The organism is Tepidamorphus sp. 3E244 (assembly GCF_046159835.1).
Taxonomy (GTDB): Bacteria; Pseudomonadota; Alphaproteobacteria; order Rhizobiales; family Tepidamorphaceae; genus JACKJK01.
Window position 1 is genome coordinate 1,397,196 of the sequence record NZ_JBJXCY010000001.1, and the last position, 20,611, is coordinate 1,417,806.

At 65.3% G+C, this 20,611-nt stretch carries 19 protein-coding genes; 7 read left to right on the forward strand and 12 right to left on the reverse strand.

The features are described from left to right. Positions 1 to 53: 53 nt before the first annotated feature. Positions 54 to 1,490, reverse strand: a complete 1,437-nt coding sequence (gltX, locus tag ACKTEK_RS06580) for a glutamate--tRNA ligase (RefSeq protein WP_409164435.1) — start codon at positions 1,488 to 1,490, stop codon at positions 54 to 56. Positions 1,491 to 1,622: 132 nt separating this feature from the next. Here gltX and ACKTEK_RS06585 point away from each other — a divergent pair, with 132 nt between their 5' ends. Continuing rightward, positions 1,623 to 3,884: a ComEC/Rec2 family competence protein gene (locus tag ACKTEK_RS06585; protein WP_409164436.1), complete on the forward strand. Its 2,262-nt coding sequence runs from the start codon at positions 1,623 to 1,625 to the stop codon at positions 3,882 to 3,884. Here ACKTEK_RS06585 and lexA read toward each other — a convergent pair. The 9 genes from lexA to ACKTEK_RS06630 form a co-directional block, all read right to left on the reverse strand. Then, positions 3,878 to 4,591 (reverse strand): transcriptional repressor LexA, encoded by a 714-nt coding sequence (gene lexA, locus ACKTEK_RS06590; protein WP_409164437.1) that lies wholly within the window; start codon positions 4,589 to 4,591, stop codon positions 3,878 to 3,880. The two genes, ACKTEK_RS06585 and lexA, sit on opposite strands and share 7 nt — an antisense overlap. A gap of 170 nt (positions 4,592 to 4,761) precedes the next feature. Continuing rightward, positions 4,762 to 5,970: a gephyrin-like molybdotransferase Glp gene (gene glp, locus ACKTEK_RS06595; protein WP_409164438.1), complete on the reverse strand. Its 1,209-nt coding sequence runs from the start codon at positions 5,968 to 5,970 to the stop codon at positions 4,762 to 4,764. Then, a complete protein-coding gene (moaC, locus tag ACKTEK_RS06600) occupies positions 5,967 to 6,455 on the reverse strand; it encodes a cyclic pyranopterin monophosphate synthase MoaC (protein WP_409164439.1) in 489 nt (162 codons plus the stop codon). Before moaC ends, glp begins: the two co-directional genes overlap by 4 nt. 7 nt (positions 6,456 to 6,462) lie before the next feature. After that, positions 6,463 to 7,284 carry an indole-3-glycerol phosphate synthase TrpC gene (gene trpC, locus ACKTEK_RS06605; RefSeq protein WP_409164440.1) on the reverse strand — a complete coding sequence of 274 codons (822 nt, stop codon included), beginning with the start codon at positions 7,282 to 7,284 and terminating at the stop codon, positions 6,463 to 6,465. Beyond that, complete coding sequence (trpD, locus tag ACKTEK_RS06610; RefSeq protein ID WP_409164441.1) at positions 7,277 to 8,290, reverse strand: anthranilate phosphoribosyltransferase; 1,014 nt, start codon at positions 8,288 to 8,290, stop codon at positions 7,277 to 7,279. Before trpD ends, trpC begins: the two co-directional genes overlap by 8 nt. A 38-nt stretch (positions 8,291 to 8,328) precedes the next feature. After that, the gene (locus ACKTEK_RS06615; RefSeq protein ID WP_409164442.1) at positions 8,329 to 8,919 is read right to left on the reverse strand and encodes an anthranilate synthase component II; all 591 of its coding nucleotides are present in this window, start codon (positions 8,917 to 8,919) and stop codon (positions 8,329 to 8,331) included. After that, the gene (locus ACKTEK_RS06620) at positions 8,916 to 9,452 is read right to left on the reverse strand and encodes a hypothetical protein (protein WP_409164443.1); all 537 of its coding nucleotides are present in this window, start codon (positions 9,450 to 9,452) and stop codon (positions 8,916 to 8,918) included. Before ACKTEK_RS06620 ends, ACKTEK_RS06615 begins: the two co-directional genes overlap by 4 nt. Beyond that, positions 9,449 to 10,969, reverse strand: coding sequence for an anthranilate synthase component I (trpE, locus tag ACKTEK_RS06625; RefSeq protein ID WP_409164444.1), 1,521 nt, complete (start codon positions 10,967 to 10,969; stop codon positions 9,449 to 9,451). The genes ACKTEK_RS06620 and trpE overlap by 4 nt, the downstream gene beginning before the upstream one ends. 15 nt (positions 10,970 to 10,984) lie before the next feature. Beyond that, positions 10,985 to 12,883, reverse strand: a complete 1,899-nt coding sequence (locus tag ACKTEK_RS06630) for a SurA N-terminal domain-containing protein (RefSeq protein WP_409164902.1) — start codon at positions 12,881 to 12,883, stop codon at positions 10,985 to 10,987. A gap of 207 nt (positions 12,884 to 13,090) precedes the next feature. Here ACKTEK_RS06630 and tpiA point away from each other — a divergent pair, with 207 nt between their 5' ends. Beyond that, positions 13,091 to 13,837: a triose-phosphate isomerase gene (gene tpiA / locus ACKTEK_RS06635; protein WP_409164445.1), complete on the forward strand. Its 747-nt coding sequence runs from the start codon at positions 13,091 to 13,093 to the stop codon at positions 13,835 to 13,837. Positions 13,838 to 13,990: 153 nt separating this feature from the next. Here the strand turns inward: tpiA and ACKTEK_RS06640 are convergent, their stop codons facing one another. Further along, positions 13,991 to 14,287 (reverse strand): hypothetical protein, encoded by a 297-nt coding sequence (locus tag ACKTEK_RS06640; protein WP_409164446.1) that lies wholly within the window; start codon positions 14,285 to 14,287, stop codon positions 13,991 to 13,993. A gap of 183 nt (positions 14,288 to 14,470) precedes the next feature. Here ACKTEK_RS06640 and secG point away from each other — a divergent pair, with 183 nt between their 5' ends. From secG to ACKTEK_RS06665, 5 genes are all read left to right on the forward strand, one after another. Further along, positions 14,471 to 14,848: a preprotein translocase subunit SecG gene (gene secG / locus ACKTEK_RS06645; protein ID WP_409164447.1), complete on the forward strand. Its 378-nt coding sequence runs from the start codon at positions 14,471 to 14,473 to the stop codon at positions 14,846 to 14,848. A 105-nt stretch (positions 14,849 to 14,953) separates the two neighbouring features. Beyond that, complete coding sequence (locus tag ACKTEK_RS06650; protein ID WP_409164448.1) at positions 14,954 to 16,582, forward strand: CTP synthase; 1,629 nt, start codon at positions 14,954 to 14,956, stop codon at positions 16,580 to 16,582. A 5-nt stretch (positions 16,583 to 16,587) separates the two neighbouring features. Further along, a complete protein-coding gene (locus ACKTEK_RS06655) occupies positions 16,588 to 17,454 on the forward strand; it encodes a VOC family protein (protein ID WP_409164449.1) in 867 nt (288 codons plus the stop codon). Positions 17,455 to 17,502: 48 nt separating this feature from the next. After that, on the forward strand, positions 17,503 to 18,336 hold the full coding sequence (gene kdsA, locus ACKTEK_RS06660; protein ID WP_409164450.1) for a 3-deoxy-8-phosphooctulonate synthase: 834 nt from the start codon (positions 17,503 to 17,505) through the stop codon (positions 18,334 to 18,336). Positions 18,337 to 18,411: 75 nt separating this feature from the next. Then, a complete protein-coding gene (locus ACKTEK_RS06665; protein ID WP_409164451.1) occupies positions 18,412 to 19,590 on the forward strand; it encodes an MFS transporter in 1,179 nt (392 codons plus the stop codon). Here ACKTEK_RS06665 and ACKTEK_RS06670 read toward each other — a convergent pair. Further along, positions 19,587 to 20,582 (reverse strand): DUF1835 domain-containing protein, encoded by a 996-nt coding sequence (locus ACKTEK_RS06670; protein ID WP_409164452.1) that lies wholly within the window; start codon positions 20,580 to 20,582, stop codon positions 19,587 to 19,589. The two genes, ACKTEK_RS06665 and ACKTEK_RS06670, sit on opposite strands and share 4 nt — an antisense overlap. Positions 20,583 to 20,611: the final 29 nt, after the last annotated feature.

Here is a 20,611-nt window from a genome sequence, read left to right on the forward strand (position 1 = left end):
AGCCGATTTACCCCCAAATCGCAAGTTGGCGAGCGGTGCAGTCGGGTTTTTGCCTATGATCCGTTCGTCTTAGCCTGATCGGCGATGCGGCCTAGACTTTCCTCGCGGCCAAGCACCAGCAAAACATCGAAAATGCCCGGCGAGGTTGTTGTGCCCGTCAACGCGGCGCGCAGCGGCTGGGCGACCTTTCCGAGTTTCAGCTCCTTGCGCTCTGCAAAGTCGCGAACGACGGATTCCAGCGGCTCCATGGCCCAGTCTCCCAGTGCCTCGAACTCCGCGTTGAGTTCGCCCAGTATCGCGCGGGCCTCGTCGGTCAGCAGCTTTTCGGCCTTCTCGTCGACGGTGAGCGGTCGCTGCGCCACCAGAAACTGCGCACCGGAGACAAGCTCGACCAGCGTCTTGGCGCGGTCCTTCAGGCCGGGCAGGGCAATGCGGAATGCTTCGCGGCTTTCCGGTGTCAGCGCGGCCGCGAAGTCCTTGCCGCCGGGCAAGTACGGCAGGCTGGTGAAGAATTCCTCCAGCAGCACCGCGTCGTCGAGCGAGCGCATGTAGTGGCCGTTGAGGTTTTCCAGCTTCGCGAAGTCGAAGCGGGCCGCCGACTTGCCGATGCCCGACAGTTCGAACCACGAGATCATCTGCTCGGTGGAGAACACCTCGTCGTCGCCGTGGCTCCATCCGAGCCGCGCGAGGTAATTGCGCATCGCCTGCGGCAGGTAGCCCATCTCGCGGTAGGCCTCGACGCCGAGCGCCCCGTGGCGCTTGGACAGCTTGGCGCCGTCCGGACCGTGGATCAGCGGAATGTGCGCCATGACCGGCACGTCCCAGCCGAGCGCCTTGTAGATCTGCGTCTGGCGGGCGGCATTCGTCAGGTGGTCGACGCCGCGCACGATATGGGTCACGCCCATGTCGTGGTCGTCCACCACCACGGAGAGGTTGTAGGTCGGCGTGCCGTCGGAGCGCAGGATGATGAGGTCGTCGAGCTCCTTGTTGGCGAAGGTGACGGTGCCCTGCACCTGGTCCTCGATGACCGTCTCGCCTTCCTCAGGCGACCGGAATCGCACGACCGGGGCGACGCCTTCCGGCGCATCATCCTCGGAGCGGTCGCGCCAGGTCCCGTCGTAGCGCGGCGGGCGGCCTTCTGCCGTGGCCTTCTCGCGCATCGCGTCGAGTTCCTCGCGCGAGCAGTAGCACTTGTAGGCATTGCCGCTGGCGAGCAGCGCGTCGACCGCCTTCTTGTGTTCGTCCAGCCGCGAGAACTGCGAGACGGGTTCGCCGTCCCAGTCGAGGCCAAGCCACTTCATGCCTTCCAGGATCGCGGTCACGGCCTCGTCGGTCGAGCGCTGGCGGTCGGTGTCCTCGATGCGCAGCAGCATCTTGCCGCCCATGTGCCGGGCATAGAGCCAGTTGAACAGAGCCGTGCGAGCGCCGCCGATGTGCAGGTAGCCGGTCGGCGAGGGGGCAAAGCGCGTGACGACGGGCGTTCCGCTCATGGATGTGAACTCCGGATTGTGCTGAGGCATATCTTCAGAAGCGCAGTGAAGACCACGGATTGCGCGCAAGTTCAACACTTGCACGCCTGCGCGCCCGGTGACGCTCAGGCAGTTTGTGCTTAGGGTTGCCCCATGCGCCCGCAGGACAAGCCGACATCGACACGTCCCGCGCGCCGGTTTGTGCCGTCCCGCCCGGCGCGCCGGCGCGTCAACCTGCTGTCGCTGCGCATCGCGCTTGGCCGCGTGTACGACCGCTGGCGGGAGAACCCGCTGGCACAGCTTCTGGACGAGCATGACCGCTGGTTCATCTGGCTGCCGGTCGCCATGGCGCTCGGCGTTTCGCTCTACTTCGCACTCCCGCGCGAGCCGTTCTTGCCGGTCCTGACGGGCATTGCCGCAGTCCTGATCGTTGCTGCAGGAATGGCGCGGTCGCGCCCGCTTGTGCTGGCAGTGCTTGCGATGCTCGCCGCGGTTGCGCTCGGTGCCGCGCTGGCGGGCATCGAGGCGCATCGCGCCCAGGCACCTACGCTTCAAGGGCGCAGTGGCCCGGTGACGGTCGAAGGCCGTGTGCTTGAGGTCGAAAAACGGGATGGCGGCGCGTGGCGCTACACGCTCAAGGTCGAGCGCGTCTCCGGCTATCCCGCGCACGCGGCACCCGACATCGTGACGGTCACACGGCGCGGCGACGATGTGGCAAGGCGGGTGGGCGAGAACGTTTCGGTGCGTTCGATCCTGATGCCGCCGCCGGAGCCGGCCGCACCCGGCGGGTTCGACTTCGCGCGCCGTGCCTATCTGGAACGGATCGGGGCGGTCGGTTTCGCAATCGGGTCCGTCGAGATGGCCGGTAATGGCACGCAGGCGACAGGGTTTTCCGCACAGGTCGAACGGTTGCGGGATGCCACAGCACAGCGCATCCGCACGACATTGCCGGGGCAGAGCGGGGAGATCGCCAGCGCGCTCATCGTGGGAAAACGAGGCGGCATCGGCGATGAACCGCAGGACGCGCTGCGCGCAGCGGGCCTGCAGCACATTCTCGCGATTTCGGGCCTGCACATGGCGCTGGTCGCTGGGTCGATCTTCATGGCGCTGCGAACGGTGCTGGCGGGCGTCGGCGGGCTGGCGCTCAACCACCCGACGCGCAAATACGCCGCACTCGCGGCGATTGCGGTCGCGGCATCCTATCTGGCGTTGTCCGGCGCGCCGGTTTCGGCGCAGCGCGCCTTCATCATGACAGCCGTGATGTTCACAGCCGTATTGCTCGACAGACCCGCGCTGACCTTGCGCAACGTCGCCATCGCGGCAATCGCGATCATCGTCTTCAAGCCGTCCGCAGTGCTGGAGGCTGGTTTCCAGATGTCGTTCGCGGCAACCGCGGCACTGGTCAGCATCTACGAGACGACGCGCAGGCGACGGCTGCAAAAGGACGAAGAGGTCTTCGCCACGCGGCGGTTCGCGGGGCTGCGCTTCTTCCTGACCGCACTCGTCATCACCGCGCTTGTCGGTGGCCTGTCAACCGCGCCGTTCGCCGCCTACCACTTCAACCGGTTCGCGCCTTATGGCCTTCTCGGCAACGTGCTCGCCATGCCGATCGTAAGCTTCTGGGTCATGCCGTCCGCGGTGATTTCAGGCCTCGCCATGCCGCTGGGGCTGGAAGTTTTGCCGCTGAAGTTGATGGGGGCGGGCGTCGATGCCGTCGTCGCGGTCGCAAGCTGGGTTGCAAGCCTGTCCCATGCCGAGATGCCGGTTGCTGCTTTCCCTGCGCTGTCGCTCTGGCTGACAGCGCTCGCCCTTATGTGGCTCGTCATCTGGCGCGGGGCATGGCGCTATGCCGGGGCCGCGGTCGGCATGGTGCTGGCGATCGGGGCGGCGCAAGCCTCGCGCCCGCCGGACATTCTCATCGACCGGGACGGAGACCTTGCCGCCATCCAGACCGGCAACGGAGAACTGGTTTTCGCGGCGAAACGCAAGGCGGGGTTCGTCATCGAGACATGGCTGCGGCGCAGCGGCGATCCGAGACCGTTGGAGGAGGGGCTGGCGGCTGTTGCGCGTTGCGACGCAACCGCGTGCCGCGTGACCGCGGCAACAGCGCGGGGACAGCCGGTCACCGTGTCGCTGCAAGCGAAGGAGCAGACCGCTCTCGATGCCTGCGATGGGGCGGATATCGTCGTCCTGTCAGCTTACACGCAGAGGCCGGCAAGTTGCGCGGCACGTCTTGCGGTCACCACCGACATGCTGGAGGACCGCGGCGCGCTCGGCATCCGCGTCGATTCTGCCAGCAACGCAAGCGCTCTGGCTTTCGAAGTGACGGGCGCGAACGACGCGCGCCGTCACCGGATCTGGCATCGTGCGCAACCCGGGCCAGACAGTCCGGACGCAGAGCAGGGCGCTCAGTAGCGGCGGAACAGGCCCGCCAGCCGGCCCTGGATTCGCACCCGGTCCGGACCGAAGATGCGCGTCTCGTAGTTCGGGTTGGCGGCTTCCAGCGCGATGGACGCACCCTTGCGCCGCAGGCGCTTGAGGGTCGCTTCCTCGTCATCGACCAGCGCAACGACGATCTCGCCCGTATCGGCGGTATCGGACTTGCGGATCAGGACCGTATCGCCATCGAGAATGCCGGCCTCGATCATGGAGTCGCCACGCACTTCCAGCGCGAAATGTTCGCCGGTGGTGAGCATGTCTGCCGGGACCGAGATGGTGTGCGAGTGGGTCTGGATCGCCTCGATGGGCGTACCGGCCGCGATGCGCCCCATCACCGGGATCGCAACGGAATCACTGCCGCTGTCACTGTGGGAATCCTCACGCGGCGGCTGCCGCTTGCCAAGCCCGCCTTCCACCACATTTGGCGAGAATCCACGACCGCGCGAAGCGGGCATGGCAGGGGACATGGCATCCGGCAGCTTGACGATTTCCAGCGCACGGGCGCGGTGCGGCAGGCGGCGAATGAAGCCGCGCTCTTCCAGCGCCGTGATCAGCCGGTGGATGCCGGACTTGGACCGCAGGTCCAGCGCTTCCTTCATCTCGTCGAACGAAGGCGGAACGCCGGATTCTTTCAACCGCTCGTGAATGAACAAAAGGAGTTCACGTTGCTTGCGTGTCAGCATGGCCAGGTCCGCTCGCTGTCTGTCCGGGTCATTCGCGTGACTGCCTGTAGGCGCCAATGCGAAGAATCGGCATGTACAAATCAGGAACATTGTCTACATGTTCCGAACTTGTTCTACAACCGTAAATGTTCGGTAAATGTTCGGGGTGGGGTTCCGCCGCGTCAGCCGCGTCAATCGATGGACGGAAGCAGCGAGACGTAGCGGCACGGCTCACCCGCGTCCGCTTTCGGGGCATGGGGCGGCCGCACGACCAGCACGTCCGTGCGCCCCAGTGTCGCCAGCATGGAGCTGTCCTGCCGCGAGAAGGGATGCGCCACGTGGAGGCCGTTCTCTATGGCAAGCCGCGCCCGGACATAGTCCTGCCGGTGGTCGTTCTCCGGCATCTCGCGGCCCAGTACGGCATGGTCGGGTTCTTCGGCCTGCTGCACCCCGAGCAGCGCACGCGCCAGCGGCACGAGAAACAGTCGCGCGCAGACGATGGCCGACACCGGGTTGCCTGGGAGGCCGATGAAGGACTGCTCGCCGCGTCGCCCGAACATCAGCGGCTTGCCGGGGCGCATGGCGATCTTCCAGAAGCCCATCTCGACGCCGAGATCGGCCAGCACATCCTGCATGTGGTCGTGGTCGCCAACGGATGCGCCACCCGTGGTGACCACGGCATCCGCTCCGGCTTCGACAGCCTGCGCAAGCTTTGCGGCGATGATCTTGCGATCATCCGGCGCGACGCCGAGGTCGGTGGCCTCGGCCCCTGCCATGCGTAGCATTGCGGCGACGCCGAAATTGTTGGAGGCGACGATCTGGTCCGGGCCGACATTCTCGCCGGGCAGCACGAGTTCATCGCCGGTCGAGAGAATCGCGAAGCGCGGCTTGCGGCGAACGGGAACGGTGGCATGACCCATGGCAGCGGCAAGCGCGACGCGGGCAGGCGTCAGGACCCTGCCGGCGTCGAGAAGTGCATCGCCCTCGCTGAAATCCATGCCGCGCGGGCGCACGAAGCGGCCCGCCTCGGTTGCAGGCACGCGGATCGTGTCGCCGTCGCGCGCGACGTTTTCCTGGATGACGATGGTGTCCGCCCCGTCCGGCAGTGGCGCTCCGGTAAAGATGCGCACGGCCTCGCCAGCGTTCAGGGTGCCGTCGAAGCGCGCGCCTGCCGCAGCCGACCCGATGACGCGCAGTGACGTGTCGCTTTCAACGTCGCTCGCGCGCACGGCGTAGCCATCCATGGCGGAGGTTGCCCAAGGCGGCTGGGTGCGTGTCGCGGCCATTGGTTCAGCGAGAACGCGCAGGTCTGCCACGGCAATGCCGACCTGCTCGGTTCCCGTCGGCTTTGCGCCCGACAGAAGCCGCGCCAAAGCCTCGTCGACGGGCAGCAGGCTCATGCGGGCTCGGCGGAATAGTCGCCGGATTTGCCGCCGGACTTGTTCAGCAGCCGGATGCCGGAAATCGTCATGCCGCGATCAACCGCCTTCACCATGTCGTAGACCGTGAGGCAGGCGACGGAGCAGGCGATCAGCGCCTCCATCTCGACGCCGGTCTGGCCGGTCAGGCGGGCCTCTGCGGTGACGCGCACGCGGCTGTTTTCCGGCTCGGGAACCAGCTCGACCGAGACCTTCGACAGCATCAGCGGATGGCAGAGTGGAATGAGTTCGTGCGTCTTCTTGGCGGCCATGATGCCGGCGATGCGGGCCACGGCGAGAACGTCGCCCTTCTTGGTCTCGCCGGAGACGATCAGGTCCAGCGTTTCCGGCAGCATGGAAATGATGCCCTCGGCGCGGGCCACGCGAACGGTGCTGGCCTTGTCGCCGACATCGACCATCTGCGCCTTGCCTGAGGCATCGACGTGGGTGAGCTTGCCTTTGCTCATGGCCGCGTCAACCCGCGGCCCGGGCGGCGCTCGCATCCGCCGGTTTCAGCAGTGCGCGGGTCGCGGCGGCCACATCGTCCTGCCGCATCAGGCTTTCGCCGACCAGCAGCGTGTGAATGCCGATATCGGCCAGACGCGAGACATCCTGCGGCGTGAAGATACCGCTCTCGCCGACCAGCAGCTTGCCCTCGGGCACGCGCGCGGCCAGCCGTTCGCTGGTTTGCAGCGTCACGTTGAAGGTGCGCAGGTTGCGGTTGTTGATGCCGAGCAGCGGCGAGGTGAGCTTCAGTGCGCGGTCGAGCTCGTCCTCCTCGTGAACCTCGACCAGAACCGACATGCCCCACTCGAAGGCCTCGCGCTCCAGCGCGGCTGCGGTCTCGTCGTCGACGGAGGCCATGATGATGAGGATGCAATCGGCACCCATCGCGCGCGCTTCCACCACCTGGTACGGCTCGTAGAGGAAGTCCTTGCGCAGTGCGGGCAGGGCGCAGGCATCGCGCGCAGCCTGAAGGAATTCCGGCGCACCCTGGAACGACGGCGTATCCGTCAGCACGGAGAGGCAGGCCGCGCCACCGTCCTCGTAGGCCTTCGCCAGCGACGGCGGATCGAAGTCGGCGCGGATCAGGCCCTTGGAGGGGCTGGCCTTCTTGATCTCGGCAATCAGCGCGGTGTGGCCTGCGTCGATCTTCGACTGCAGCGCGCCGTGAAAATCGCGGACCGGTGAGGCGGCACGCGCAGCTTCCTTGACGGCGTCCAGCGGGCGGGCCTTCTTGGCCTCGGCGATTTCGACGCGCTTGTACTCTTCGATTTTGCGCAGGATGTCAGCCATTGGTGACCCTCACGACCTCTGCCAGGCGCTGCTGGGCATCACCGCAATCGATGACCTCGGCGGCGAGATTGACGCCAGCCGCCAAATCCTTGGCCTTGCCGGCGACGACGAGCGCGGCGCCCGCATTCATCAGCACGATATCGCGGTATGGCCCGCGATCACCGTTCAGCACCGAGCGCAGCGCAGCCGCGTTGTGGTCGCCGTCGCCGCCCTTCAGATAGGACGGGTCGGCGATGGAAATATCGACGCTCTGCGGGTCGATGTCGAAGGTCGAGACCTTGCCGCCTTCCAGCGAGGCAACGCGCGTCGGGCCGGTGGTGGTGATCTCGTCCAGCCCGTCGGAGCCGTGCACCACCCAGGCGCGCTCCATGCCGAGCTGGTTCAGCACATGGGCGACAGGCTCGACCCACTCAAGCGAGAACACGCCGACCAGCGCACGCTTGACGCTGGCCGGATTGGACAGTGGCCCCAGCAGGTTGAACACCGTGCGCGTGCCAAGTTCGACGCGCGTCGGGCCGACATGCTTCATCGCGGAATGGTGCATCGGCGCGAACATGAAGCCGAGGCCGGCTTCGCGGATCGACTGGCCGATCTTGTCCGGGTCGATGTCGATATCGACACCAAGTGACGCGAGAACGTCGGCCGCGCCGGACCTGGACGACAGCGCGCGGTTGCCGTGCTTGGCGACGGGTACGCCCGCACCGGCCACCACGAAGGCGGTGGCGGTTGAAATGTTGTATGTGCCGCTGCCGTCGCCGCCGGTGCCGACAACGTCCATGGCATCATCGGGGGCTTCGACCGGCACCATCTTGGAGCGCATGATCTGCGCCGCGCCGGTGATCTCGTCCACGGTCTCGCCGCGCACCCGCAGCGCCATCAGGAAGCCGCCGATCTGGCTCGGGGTGGCTTCGCCGCTCATGATGATCTCGAAGGCGGCGCGCGCATCCTCGACCGACAGGCTTTCACCCGTCGCGACCTTGCCGATCATGTCCTTCATGGAAGCCATAGGCTCGATTACCCCTTCGCGCCCCGCATTGCCAGCGATCAGGCCGGAACTTTCGCGTGGTTCTTCACGATTTCAAGAAAATTGCGGAGCAGGGCGTGACCATGCTCCGAGGCAATGCTTTCGGGATGGAACTGCACGCCGTGAACCGGGTGTTCGGCATGGCGCAGGCCCATGATCGTGCCGTCGGAGGTCTTCGCGTTGACGCTCAGCGTGTTCGGCAGGCTCGCCGGGTCGACGGTCAGCGAGTGGTAGCGCGTGGCGGTGAAGGCTTCAGGCAGGCCGGCGAACAGGCCGGTTCCGTCATTGTGCATGGTGCTTGTCTTGCCGTGGAACAGCGCATCGGCGCGCACCACGTCGCCACCATAGACCTGGCCGATGGCCTGGTGGCCGAGGCAGACGCCGAATAGAGGCGTGGTTTCACCGGCACGGCGGATCAGGTCCATGCAGATACCTGCCTCGTTGGGCGTGCAGGGGCCGGGCGATAGCACGATGCCGTCGGGCTTGGCGTCCATCACCTCGTCGACGCTGATGCGGTCGTTGCGATGGACTTCGACCTCGGCACCGAGTTCACCGAGATAGTGGACGAGGTTCCAGGTGAAGCTGTCGTAATTGTCGATGAGAATGATCATGGCAGTCGCGGTTCTGGCCGCTCCGGAGTCTCAAGGTGCTTTCGTCTGCACCATAGGGTGACACCGATCAAGCCCGCAACGGACAGAGGCACAGTGAAAGCGCCCGTCAGCATGGTGGAAGCAAAGGCGAGATAGATCGTACCCGCTCCAAACGGCCCGCTGCCGACGCTGGTGACGAGACTGTCGGGATCCGAGACGTGGCTGAGGATGCCTGAAAACGCGAAGAAGAATGCCCACATGGCAAGATTGGCAGCCGGAATGGCAAGCACACCGGCAACCAGCGCCTGCAACGGGGCAAACCGGCTGGCCACGCGCACGATCGTCGCGAACATCACACCGCCTGTCAGCGCACCGGCGCCCCCCGCGCTGACGACCAGTATCGCCGCGAGCATGGTTTCCGACGTGGTGGCGACAAGCCCACTCCACGACATGAAAAGGACTGCAAAGACGATCGCCAGCACACCGGATACGAGCGCTGCCAGAAGAACGCCTTGCCGCTTTGGCGATATGTCGTCCGCGTCGCTGCCGCTCACTGGCCGCGGCCGGCACTGGCTGCAAAGCGGACGGCTTCCTCGGCTGCGCGGAACAGGGCCTTGGCCTTGTTGACGCATTCGGCCTGTTCCGATTCAGGCACCGAATCCGCGACAATGCCGGCACCGGCCTGAACGTACATCTTGCCATCGCGCACGATGGACGTGCGCAGCACGATGCAGGTGTCCATCTCGCCGTCCGCGGAAAAGTAGCCGATGGCACCGGCATAGATACCGCGCTTTTCCTTCTCCAGCTCGTCGATGATCTCCATGGCGCGCACCTTTGGCGCACCCGACACGGTACCCGCCGGGAAGCCCGCAACGAGGCCGTCGATCGCGTCCTTGCCGTCGGCAAGCTTGCCCTCGACGTTGGAGACGATGTGCATGACCTGGCTATAATATTCGAGAAAGAAGCGGTCGGTGACTTCCACCGTGCCGATCTTCGAGACGCGGCCAACGTCGTTGCGCCCGAGATCCAGCAGCATCAGGTGCTCGGCGCATTCCTTCGGGTCGGCGAGCAGCTCTTCGGAAAGCGCGCGGTCCTCTGCAGGCGTCGCACCGCGCGGGCGGGTGCCGGCGATGGGGCGGATCGTGACCTTGCCTTCGCGCACGCGAACAAGGATTTCCGGGCTGGAGCCGACAACGGCGAAGTCGTCGAAATCGAGGAAGTAGAGGAACGGCGCTGGGTTCACGCGGCGCAGCGCGCGGTAGAGCGCGAAGGGCGGCAGCGAGAACGGCGCCTCGAAGCGCTGGCTCAGCACCACTTGGAAGATGTCGCCAGCCGCAATGTACTCCTTCGCACGCGCCACCATCTGCTTGTATTCGTCCGGCGTCGTGTTGGAGACGGGGGTGCCGGTCGCAGCCTCGATGTCGTCCTCGGTGATGGCCGACTTGTCGAGCGGCGTATCGAGTCCGTCGACGACGCCATTCAGCCGGTCGATGGCGCGGGAATAGGCGGCGTTGGCGTTCAGGCCGTCCTTCTTGCGAACCGGCGTGACGACCGTGATCTCGTCGCGCACGGCATCGAAGATGACGACGACCGTCGGACGCACCAGGATTGCGTCCGGCGTCCCGAGCACATCCGGATTCGGCTCCGGCAGCTCTTCCATCAGCCGCACCGTGTCGTATCCGAGGTAGCCGAAGATGCCGGCAGACATCGGCGGCAGGCTCTCCGGCAATTCGATGCGGTTTTCCGCGATCAGCTTGCGCAGCGCTTCCAGCGTAGAGTCGGGCAGGGCCGTGAACGCATCGGGATCGTTCAGCGCGTCAGTGTTCACCTCCGCCTTCTCGCCCTGCGCGCGGAAGATCAGGTCGGGGCTGAGCCCGATGATCGAGTAGCGCCCGCGAACCGCACCGCCCTCGACCGATTCCAGCAGGAAGCACTTGGAACGTCCCGCCGACAGCTTGAGCATGGCCGAGACCGGGGTTTCCAGGTCGGCCACAAGCCGGGTCCAGACAACCTGCGGCTTGCCGGCGGCATAGGTCGTTTCAAAGTCACCAAAAGCGGGTTCGACGTTCATCGCTTCCAGGGCCGGTCAGTTGGTCGCCGGTTCGCCGAGAAGCTGGCGCAGCAGTTCGCCATTCACGACGACATCGAACTCGTCTTCCAGCGAGCCGACATACTGGAACAGCAAGTCGTTGCTGCGGGCGATGGCGATGCGGTCGACGACTTCCTTGTCGTCTTCGGCGTTCGGGTCGCGCTCGGGCAGCATGGAGCGTTCCATGGTGAAGACGATACGGTTCCCGCCCTCGGCGGTCGGTGCCTGCGCGGCGCGGCCCTGCGGCAGCAGGAAAAGGCGTTCCACCGCGCTCGAGCCTGCGGGTGCGCTGGTCTCGTTGCGCTTCACGGGACGCGCGGAAGTGACCGACTTGCCGTACTGACCGGCAACGGCGGTGATCTTCTCGCCGTTGTTGATCGCCTCAACGGCGGACTGGGCCGCGGTGCTCAGCGCGTTGGCCTCCTGCTCTGCGCGCCATGCTTCGGCAACGCGGTCGCGAACCTCGTCCAGCGTGCGGTCGCGGCCCGGCTCGATATCGGTCACGTCGAACCACACGAAGCTGGTGCCGCGCTGCTGGATCGGGTCGTTCTCAAGGCCGACATCGGTGGCAAACGCCTCGCGCAGCAGTTCCTGGCCGGCGGGCAGGTTTTCGATCTGGTTGCCGTCCGGGCCGTTGCCGGCAGCGTCCACCTTCTCGATGGTGACGAGCTCAAGGCCGTTGGCCTCGGCGATCTCGGCCAGCGTCTGGCCACCGGCGCGCGCATCCTCGACCTTGTCGAACATGTCGAGCACGGCGGTCTCGGCGCGGGCAAGCTTGAGAGATTGCTCCAGTTCGGCACGGGCATCCTCGAATGAGCGCTCGCTGCCTTCCTGGATGGCATCGACCGTGGCGATGACGAAGCCGAACTGCCCCTCGATCACGTCGCTCACTTCGCCCTGATTGAGCGCAAATGCGGCATCGGCAACTGTGGGGTCGACGATATCGCCCTTGGCAACGAGGCCGAGCTCGGTCTCGGTGCGGGCAAGGCCGCGCTCCGTGGCGACGTCCTCGAAGGACTTGCCGTCAGCGATGGCGCCGGCGGCGGCCTCAGCTTCCTCGCGCTCTGCGAACACGATTTGGCGCACTTCGCGGCGTTCCGGCGTCGAGTAGTCCGCCTTGCGGATGTCGTACTCGGTCTGCAATTCGTCCTCGGTCACCTCGATGGTGGAGGTCAGCGCCTCGGGATCGACCGCAATGATGTTGATCGAACGGTATTCCGGCGCAGCAAAGCGCTGTGTGTTGGCGTCGAAATAGGTCTGCAGCTCTTCCGGCGTCGGTTCGGCGATCTCGTCGGTGTCCGCCTTGGTCAGCACGAAATAGTCGAAGCTGCGGGCCTCGTTCGAATAGGCGTGGATCAAATCGCGCAGTGTTTCGGACACCGGCGTGCCTGCCGTCAGCCCGTTGCCGATGGCCTGGCGCAGCATCTCGCGGCGCTTCTCCGCGACGTAGCCGGCTTCCGAGCGGCCGGACGCGCGCAGCACCTGCTGGAAGTAGCTCTGGTCGAACTGCCCACCCGGTGTCTGGAACTGCGGATCGTTGCGGATCGCCTCGGCAATCGCGTCGTCCGACATGTTGAGGCCCATGGAACGGGCCTTTTCATCCAGAGAGGCCTGCGTGATGAGACGGCCCAGCACCTGCCGGTCGATGCCGAAGACGCGCGCTTCCTGCAGCGTGATCGGGCGACCGAGGCGGCGGCCGAAGTTCTGCATCTCGTTCTGCAGCTCGTAGCGATACTGCTCGCCGGGGATCTTCGTCTCGCCGATGGTGATGAGCGTCGCCTCGTCGGTGCGGTTGAGCACGTCGGCCACGCCCCACAGGGCGAAACTTCCCGCCAGGATGATCAGCAGAAATTTCGCAACCCAGGATTTCGCGCCTCGGCGCAACGCGTCCATCATCTGCAACTGTTCCTTCTGTCGGCAGGATTTGGCGGTCGAATGACACGCCAAGGCGGGCAATTCAATGGCCCCGGCACAAAGGGCGGCGCATATTATGGGCGCCTTGATGGCGCGACAAGGGACGCGAGAGCCATTCGCTGCCACGTTGCGAACGCAATGCGATGAAGGTTAAAGGGCGTCATTGATGTTCATTCAGGAGAGTCTTCGATGGTCAAACCGCTTGTGGCCGGCAACTGGAAAATGAACGGCACCGCGGAGAATCTCGGCGAGATCGCGGCGATTGCCGAGGCAGCCGACGGGCATGCCGATGTTGTCGACATGATGATCTGTCCGCCGGCGACCCTGCTGCGCAACGCATCCTATTCCGCCTCCGGCACCGCGCTGAAGATGGGCGGGCAGGATTGCCATCCGGAAGTTTCCGGCGCGCATACCGGTGATGTATCCGCCAAGATGCTGGCCGATGCCGGGGCCAGCGCGGTCATTGTCGGCCATTCGGAACGCCGCGCCGACCACGGCGAGGGTGACGAACTCGTGCGCGCCAAGGCGAAAGCGGTGATTGCGGCGAACCTTCTCGCCATCGTGTGCGTCGGTGAAACGCTGGAAGAGCGTGAATCCGGCCAGGCGGTCGAGCGCGTGACGTCCCAGCTGAAGGGCTCGCTTCCCGAAGGCGCGACGGCATCCAATCTCGTCGTCGCCTATGAGCCGGTCTGGGCGATCGGCACGGGCAAGACGCCGACCGCGGACGATGTCGCGGCGATGCATCTGGCAATCCGCGAGCATCTTTCCAGCGCGTTTCCCGGCGAAGGGTCGCAGATGCGCATCCTCTACGGTGGCTCCGTGAAGCCCTCCAACGCTGCGGAATTGATGGCTGTCGACAACGTAAACGGGGCACTCGTCGGCGGCGCGAGCCTCACTTCCGCCGATTTTCTCGGGATTGTTGCAGCCTACGAGTAACGCTGCATGGCAGGGCGCGGGCCAGGCGATCTTCGGGGATCAGGCGTCCGCAGCCAGAGGCCGCCCAGGATCAGGGCGCCATAGGGGAGGGCGGCAACGGCCCGGCCGGCCGTCAAATCCCGGAGGGACCGGTCCGTGCTGCCGCCCCGCGGATCAATTCTGCGACTCGAGTGCGGGTTCGCCATCTTCGCCTGCATCGGAGTGCAGCGGGTTGGGATCGGTGGCATGCACGTCGGTGGTGCCGTCCGCCGAGGATGCACCCGGCGTCTCGTCCGGCGCTTTGCAGAAGCCGATGGCCTTCCAGTAGCCGGCCACGGTGCATTCCTGATACCAGCCGGCCGCGCAGACCGTGCTGCCGACGCCGTAGGAATAACCCTGGTAATCGCAGCTTGCGGCGGCGGGGCTGGCGCCGAGAAGGGCGAAGGCGGTGATGACTTTCAGCGATTTCATGACTATCTCCCGATCGGATGAGTTAATGGCTTGTTTTAAGAGTTTGCAAGGATTTCCCTGACACCGGTCATTTAGGAAATTCCCAGGCGTCGCACTTGACGGATGCCCGCACGGCGGTCCATTCAACGCGCAAATCTTCGCCCGGCGGGCCTGAGCCGGGCTTCACGAACGATCGGTCTCGACATGGAAACTGTGATTATTGTCGTTCACCTGATGGTGGTTATCGCCCTGATCGGCGTGATCCTCCTGCAGAAGTCGGAAGGCGGCGCGCTCGGCATGGGCGGCGGCGGTGGCGGGAACTTCCTGTCCGGTCGCGGTTCGGCCAACGTCCTGACGCGCGCCACGACCTACTTGGCGGCAGCGTTCTTCGCGACGTCCTTCATCCTGACGATGCTGCATGGCGGGTCCACGCCGGGGTCGATCTTCGACAATGGCACCGCACCGGTCAGCGCTCCGGCCAATCCGGGTGCCGCAACCACCGACGAGCTGAACAACCAGCTGCCCGGCTCCGGCGGCCAGCAGGACAATTCCGGCGAGCCGCAGGTTCCGATCTCACAGTAATCGTCGCCGCCGGAACGCGCACGTTTCGGCAGCTTTTCAAAAAACCTGGGCGTGACGGGATTTTTGAGTCCCGAATCGCTTTTCTGCGCGGTATTCAAGAGGTCCATGACGCGGTACATTTTCATAACCGGCGGCGTGGTTTCCTCTCTCGGAAAGGGTCTTGCGTCCGCTGCGCTCGGCGCGGTGCTTCAGGCGCGTGGCTACAAGGTCCGTCTGAAGAAGCTCGATCCGTATCTCAATGTCGATCCCGGCACGATGAGTCCTTACCAGCACGGCGAGGTCTTCGTGACCGACGACGGCGCGGAGACGGACCTCGACCTGGGGCACTACGAGCGCTTCACCGGCGTTCCCTGCGCCCAGTCCGACAACATCACCACCGGTCGCATCTACCAGGACATCATCGCGCGTGAACGCCGCGGCGATTACCTCGGCGCGACGATCCAGGTCATTCCCCACGTCACCGACGAGATCAAGAAGTTCATCGTCTCCGACAACGGGGATGCGGATTTTGTGCTGGCCGAGATCGGCGGCACCGTGGGCGATATCGAGGGCCTGCCGTTCTTCGAGGCGATCCGTCAGTTGGGGCAGGAACTGCCGCGCGGCGATGCCATCTTCATCCACCTGACCCTGCTGCCGTACATCCCGAGCGCTGGCGAGGTGAAGACCAAGCCGACCCAGCACTCGGTAAAGGAACTGCGATCCATCGGCATCCAGCCCGATATCCTGCTGTGCCGTTGCGACAGGCCGATCCCCAAGGACGAACGCCGCAAGCTGGCGCTGTTCTGCAACGTGCGCGAAAGCGCGGTGATCGAAGCGCTCGACGCCGACACCATCTACGCCGTGCCGATCGCCTATCACGAAGCTGGGCTGGACTACGAAGTGCTCAAGGCCTTCGGTATTCCGGACGTGCAGTCGCCGGACCTGTCCCAGTGGGTCGAGATCGCCGACCGCATCCGCAACCCGGAAGGCGAAGTGACGATTGCCATTGTCGGCAAGTACACCGGCCTGAAGGACGCCTACAAATCCCTCTATGAAGCGCTGATGCACGGTGGCATCGCCAACCGCGTGCGCGTCAACATCGAGTGGATTGAGTCGGAAGTCTTCGAGGCCGAGGACCCGACGCCGTTCCTGGAAGGCGTGCACGGCATTATGGTGCCCGGCGGCTTCGGCCAGCGCGGCGCGGAAGGCAAGATCGAGGCGGCGTCCTTCGCCCGCAAGCGAAACGTGCCGTATTTCGGCATCTGCTTCGGCATGCAGATGGCCGTCATCGAGGCGGCGCGCAATCTCGCCGGCATCGAGCAGGCCAATTCCACCGAGTTCGGCGAGACGCCGGAACCTGTCGTCGGCCTGATGACGGAGTGGGTGCGCGGCAACATGCGCGTGGCGCGCGGCGAGGACGACGACCTCGGCGGCACCATGCGGCTTGGTGCCTACCAGGCGAGCCTTGGTGCCGGCACGCAGGTTGCGGACATCTACGGTTCGACCAGCATTTCCGAGCGCCACCGCCACCGCTACGAGGTCAACGCCAACTACATCGAGCGACTGGAAGGCAAGGGCCTGAAGTTCTCGGGCATGTCGCCGGACGGGTTGCTGCCGGAAATTGTGGAGAACGAGAACCACCCGTGGTTCATCGGCGTGCAGTTCCATCCTGAACTGAAGAGCCGCCCGTTCGACCCGCATCCGCTGTTTGACAGCTTCATCAAGGCGGCCGTCACCCAGAGCCGGCTGGTTTGATCGCGATGCCGCGCGGGATCGATCACCTCGTCCTGCCGGTCAACGATCTCGTTGCCGCGCGCGCTGGCTACGAGCGGCTCGGTTTCACCTGCACGCCCGACGCCTTTCACCCCTTCGGCACCAAGAATTTCCTGGTCCAGATCGGCCACTTCTTCCTGGAAGTGCTCGCCGTCCACGACCGTGCGCTCTACCCCGACCGCGTCGAGAACGATTTCAGCTTCCCGCGCTTCAATGACGCCTTTCTCGACCGCAACGGCGAGGGCATCTCGATGCTGGTGCTGGATTCGACCGACCCGGACGCGGATAGGACGCAGTTCACGGAAGCGGGATTGCATGTGCACGCGCCGTTTTCCTTCGGGCGTGACGCCGTGCTGCCTGACGGCACGAGCGCGCGCGTGGGCTTCGACCTGACCTTTGTCTCCGATCCGGAAATGCTGGACTGCGGCTTCTTCACCTGCCGCCAGCAGCACCCTCCGGAACTATTCTGGAAGCCCCAGTACCAAAGCCATCCCAACACGGCGCGCGCTATCAGCCGCGTCGTGTTCAACGGTGACGACTGGCGCAACCATGTCGCGTTCTTCGAGGGCTTTACGGGAGCAGCGGCGGACATTGGCGACGACAGCGCACGCTTTGCCACGTCGCGTGGCGATGTGGTAATTGCCTCGCCAAAGGCTGCGGGCGAGATGCTGCACGCTCGCACGCGGCGCAGCGACACCCTGCGCATTGCCGGATACGAGGTTGCTGTCGACGATCTCGACACGTTGCGTGAGTGCCTCGACGAGGGTGACGCGGGCTATGTCGTCGAGCCGGACACCGGGCGCATCGCGCTTGAGCGGCCACTGCATGGCGCGACGATTGTCTTTGCCGCGTGATCGTGTCACCACGGCTCGACGCTTCAACTGACTGATCGGATTTCGACCTTGCCGGACGCCCCGAAGACCGTCGCCGTTGGCGGTGTGAGTTTCGCCAATGACAAGCCCTTCGCGCTGATCGCAGGCCCCTGCGTGCTGGAAAGTCGCGACCATGCCCTCGACGTGGCCTCATCGCTGAAGGAGCTGACCGAGGAACTCGGCATTGGCTTCATCTTCAAGGCGTCGTTCGACAAGGCAAACCGAACGAGCCTCGGGTCCGAGCGCGGCATGGGGATGGATGCCTCGCTCAATGTCTTCGCCGAGGTGAAATCACGGCTCGACGTGCCGATCACCACCGACGTGCACCTCCCGGACCAGTGCGCGGATGTCGCGGAAGTCGCTGACCTGCTGCAGATTCCGGCCTTCCTCTGCCGCCAGACGGACCTGCTGGTTGCCGCCGCCAATACGGGACGCCCGGTCAATGTGAAGAAGGGCCAGTTCCTCGCGCCGTGGGACATGGCGAACGTGGTCGCCAAGATCACCGAGACCGGAAACCCGGACGTGATGGTGACCGATCGCGGCACCAGTTTCGGCTACAACACGCTGGTCACCGATTTTCGCGGGCTGCCGACCATGGCGGCCGGTGGAACGCCGGTCATTTTCGACGCGACTCATTCCGTGCAGCAGCCCGGCGGGCTTGGCGGCAAGTCGGGTGGCCAGCGCGAGTTCGTACCCGTGCTGGCGCGCGCGGCCGTCGCAGTTGGCGTCGCGGGGCTGTTCATCGAGACGCACGAGAACCCCGACAGCGCGCCGAGCGACGGGCCGAACATGGTGCCGCTTGCCGAGATGCGCGGGCTGCTTGAGCGCCTCATGGCATTCGACGCGGTGGCCAAGGCGCGCTGAGCGCGCCAGATAGGTTCAGGGGCGGCAGAACATGCGCCCGATATTGGTCTGACGGTTTTTCAAGGATTAGGCCCGGTGCGGCTCAATCTCATCCTCACGCTTTCGCTGGCCGGCCTCGGCAGCAATATCGCGCTTCGCCTCGTCGATCCGCTCGTTCCCACAATTGCCGCGGATTTCGGCGTGTCTGTCACCACGGTCGCCACGCTGACGACGGCCTATGCGCTGCCCTATGCCATGTCGCAGCCGGTCCTGGGGCCGGTGGGCGATGCCATCGGCAAGGCGCTGCTAATCCGCACCGGCCTCGTCGTTCTGTCCGGTGCCCTGCTGCTGTGCGCGATTGCGCCGTCCTTTCCACTGTTGATGGCCGCGCGCATCCTGTGCGGGATCGCGGCTGGCGCGATTATTCCGGCAGCCTTCGCCATCATCGGAGACCGGGTGCCGCTGGAAGACCGGCAGGTGGCGATCAGCCGGCTCCTGTTGCTGGTCTTCGTGGCGCAGATCGTTGGCGCTGGCGGGGCAGGGGCGCTCTCCACCCAGTTCGGCTGGCGCGGCATCCTGCTCTGCGCCGCAGCTGTCACCGCCACCGTGGCGCTGGTGACCTTTCCCAATCTTGCGCCGCGTGCGGGCGCTGTGCGCAAGAAACTGTCCGTGTCCGGTGCGCTGGAAGGCTACCGCGAGGTGCTGTCCAATCCGCGCGCCAAGCCGCTCTACCTTCTCGTCATGCTAGAAGGCGCAGGCATCTTCGCCACGCACCCCTATGTCGCCTCCATCCTGTCGACGCGCGAGGATGCCTCCGCTTTCGAGGCCGGCATGGTCATCGGCGCGTTCGGCGTCGGCGCACTGGTCTACACGCTGCTGGTACGGCGGATATTGAACCTGCTCGGGCCTCGCCGAATGGCAATCGCAGGCTCGCTCGGCGCGGCAGTGGCGCTCGCCGCCTTCGCCTTTGGCAGCGACTGGCGCATCGACGCTGTGATGTTCTTCATTTTCGGCTTCTCGTTCCTGATGCTGCACAATCCGCTTCAGGCGGTTGCAACGGATCTGTCAGCTTCCGCACGCGGGTCGGCGGTGGCGCTGTTCGCGCTCTCGGTCTTCCTTGGGCAGGCGGTCGGCCCGCCGATCTTCGGCATGGCGTCTGCTTGGGCTGGCACGCTGCCGATGATCCTCGTCGAAGCCGCCATCATCGCAAGCCTCGGCGTGCTGGCGGCGCGCTTCGTCTTTCGCGGCGAGACGGTCGAGATTCCCAAGGGCTAAACGCTCCCGGGTCCGCGCAGGGTCTGTCCGGCCTCGTTCCAGCGCCACGTTTCGCGGCCCGTCGCGTGGTAGCCGCCGAACCACTGGTCGATGCCGTTTTCCGCGATGAAGTCCGCATCCCCCGCAAGCAGCGCGCGTCCGAAATCCGTCAGGGCGAGGTCCGATTGCGCATAGGCCCGGTAGGCTGCTTCGTCCCGGCAGGCCTCCTGCAGCGTTGATTGAACCCCGGTAATGGCCGGAACCGGTGCGGCTGCGAGCGTGTCGAGAACGCGCAGGTAGCTCAGGTCACCCATGAACATCGCGTCCTCGCGCGCGCTGATCGCGCCGAAGAGCTTTCCGGCGGGCTGCGGGCCTTGCGCCAGTTCCTCAAGCGACCACCGCTGCGTGCGCGACAGCCCGCTCGCGGTATCGGGGAACTCCGCAAGGAAGCGGATCAGCGCCTTGCCCATCCACGGCAGACTGGTGAGATCGGGCGTCAGTCCGTGGGCGAAATTCTCCAGCGCCTTGCAGTCGCCTTGTGTGAAGAAACCCCAGGCCTGCGCTGCCTCATGCCGCATCTGGAGACTGACTGGCTGGATACTGTCTTCAAAGCGCAGCATCTCGTCGGGCGCCTGCGTGCCGAGATAGTCGTCCGCCTGCACGATGTAGACGCCCGTCTCGCGTCCAGCTGCTTCCAGCGCATCGAGAATGTCCAGCAGTTGAAGCTGGTCGTAGAGATCGTGCTCCAACCAGATTTCCACGCGCGCGTGGTCGGGGAGGCTCGCCAGAACGCGTTCGCGCTCGGCGAACCCTTCGGCAATCTCGTCATCCGTGTTGAAAAACAACCGGGCGAGCTCGGCGGTGCGCACGCGGTGAAACTCGAACCGGTCGGTCACGTCCGGCACGCGGCCTTCATGCAGCACGTCGCGCCAAGGCAGGATCGCGTCTTCGACGCCGCCCGCGCGGAACTGCTGAAGGGCATTATCGCCATTGGTGATGATGAGACGCGTCATGGACTGCCTTCCTGTTCGCCGCGCATTGC

Excerpts from the sequence above, each read along its gene's own strand:
- moaC (WP_409164439.1), bottom strand. The coding sequence starts at position 6,455 with ATGAGCAAAGGCAAGCTCACCCACGTCGATGCCTCAGGCAAGGCGCAG.
- glp (WP_409164438.1), bottom strand. The coding sequence starts at position 5,970 with ATGAGCCTGCTGCCCGTCGACGAGGCTTTGGCGCGGCTTCTGTCGGGC.
- trpE (WP_409164444.1), bottom strand. The coding sequence starts at position 10,969 with ATGAACGTCGAACCCGCTTTTGGTGACTTTGAAACGACCTATGCCGCC.
- trpC (WP_409164440.1), bottom strand. The coding sequence starts at position 7,284 with ATGGCTGACATCCTGCGCAAAATCGAAGAGTACAAGCGCGTCGAAATC.
- ACKTEK_RS06630 (WP_409164902.1), bottom strand. The coding sequence starts at position 12,883 with ATGATGGACGCGTTGCGCCGAGGCGCGAAATCCTGGGTTGCGAAATTT.
- secG (WP_409164447.1), top strand. The coding sequence starts at position 14,471 with ATGGAAACTGTGATTATTGTCGTTCACCTGATGGTGGTTATCGCCCTG.
- tpiA (WP_409164445.1), top strand. The coding sequence starts at position 13,091 with ATGGTCAAACCGCTTGTGGCCGGCAACTGGAAAATGAACGGCACCGCG.
- ACKTEK_RS06615 (WP_409164442.1), bottom strand. The coding sequence starts at position 8,919 with ATGATCATTCTCATCGACAATTACGACAGCTTCACCTGGAACCTCGTC.
- ACKTEK_RS06655 (WP_409164449.1), top strand. The coding sequence starts at position 16,588 with ATGCCGCGCGGGATCGATCACCTCGTCCTGCCGGTCAACGATCTCGTT.
- trpD (WP_409164441.1), bottom strand. The coding sequence starts at position 8,290 with ATGGCTTCCATGAAGGACATGATCGGCAAGGTCGCGACGGGTGAAAGC.
- lexA (WP_409164437.1), bottom strand. The coding sequence starts at position 4,591 with ATGCTGACACGCAAGCAACGTGAACTCCTTTTGTTCATTCACGAGCGG.
- gltX (WP_409164435.1), bottom strand. The coding sequence starts at position 1,490 with ATGAGCGGAACGCCCGTCGTCACGCGCTTTGCCCCCTCGCCGACCGGC.
- ACKTEK_RS06670 (WP_409164452.1), bottom strand. The coding sequence starts at position 20,582 with ATGACGCGTCTCATCATCACCAATGGCGATAATGCCCTTCAGCAGTTC.
- ACKTEK_RS06640 (WP_409164446.1), bottom strand. The coding sequence starts at position 14,287 with ATGAAATCGCTGAAAGTCATCACCGCCTTCGCCCTTCTCGGCGCCAGC.
- ACKTEK_RS06650 (WP_409164448.1), top strand. The coding sequence starts at position 14,954 with ATGACGCGGTACATTTTCATAACCGGCGGCGTGGTTTCCTCTCTCGGA.
- ACKTEK_RS06585 (WP_409164436.1), top strand. The coding sequence starts at position 1,623 with ATGCGCCCGCAGGACAAGCCGACATCGACACGTCCCGCGCGCCGGTTT.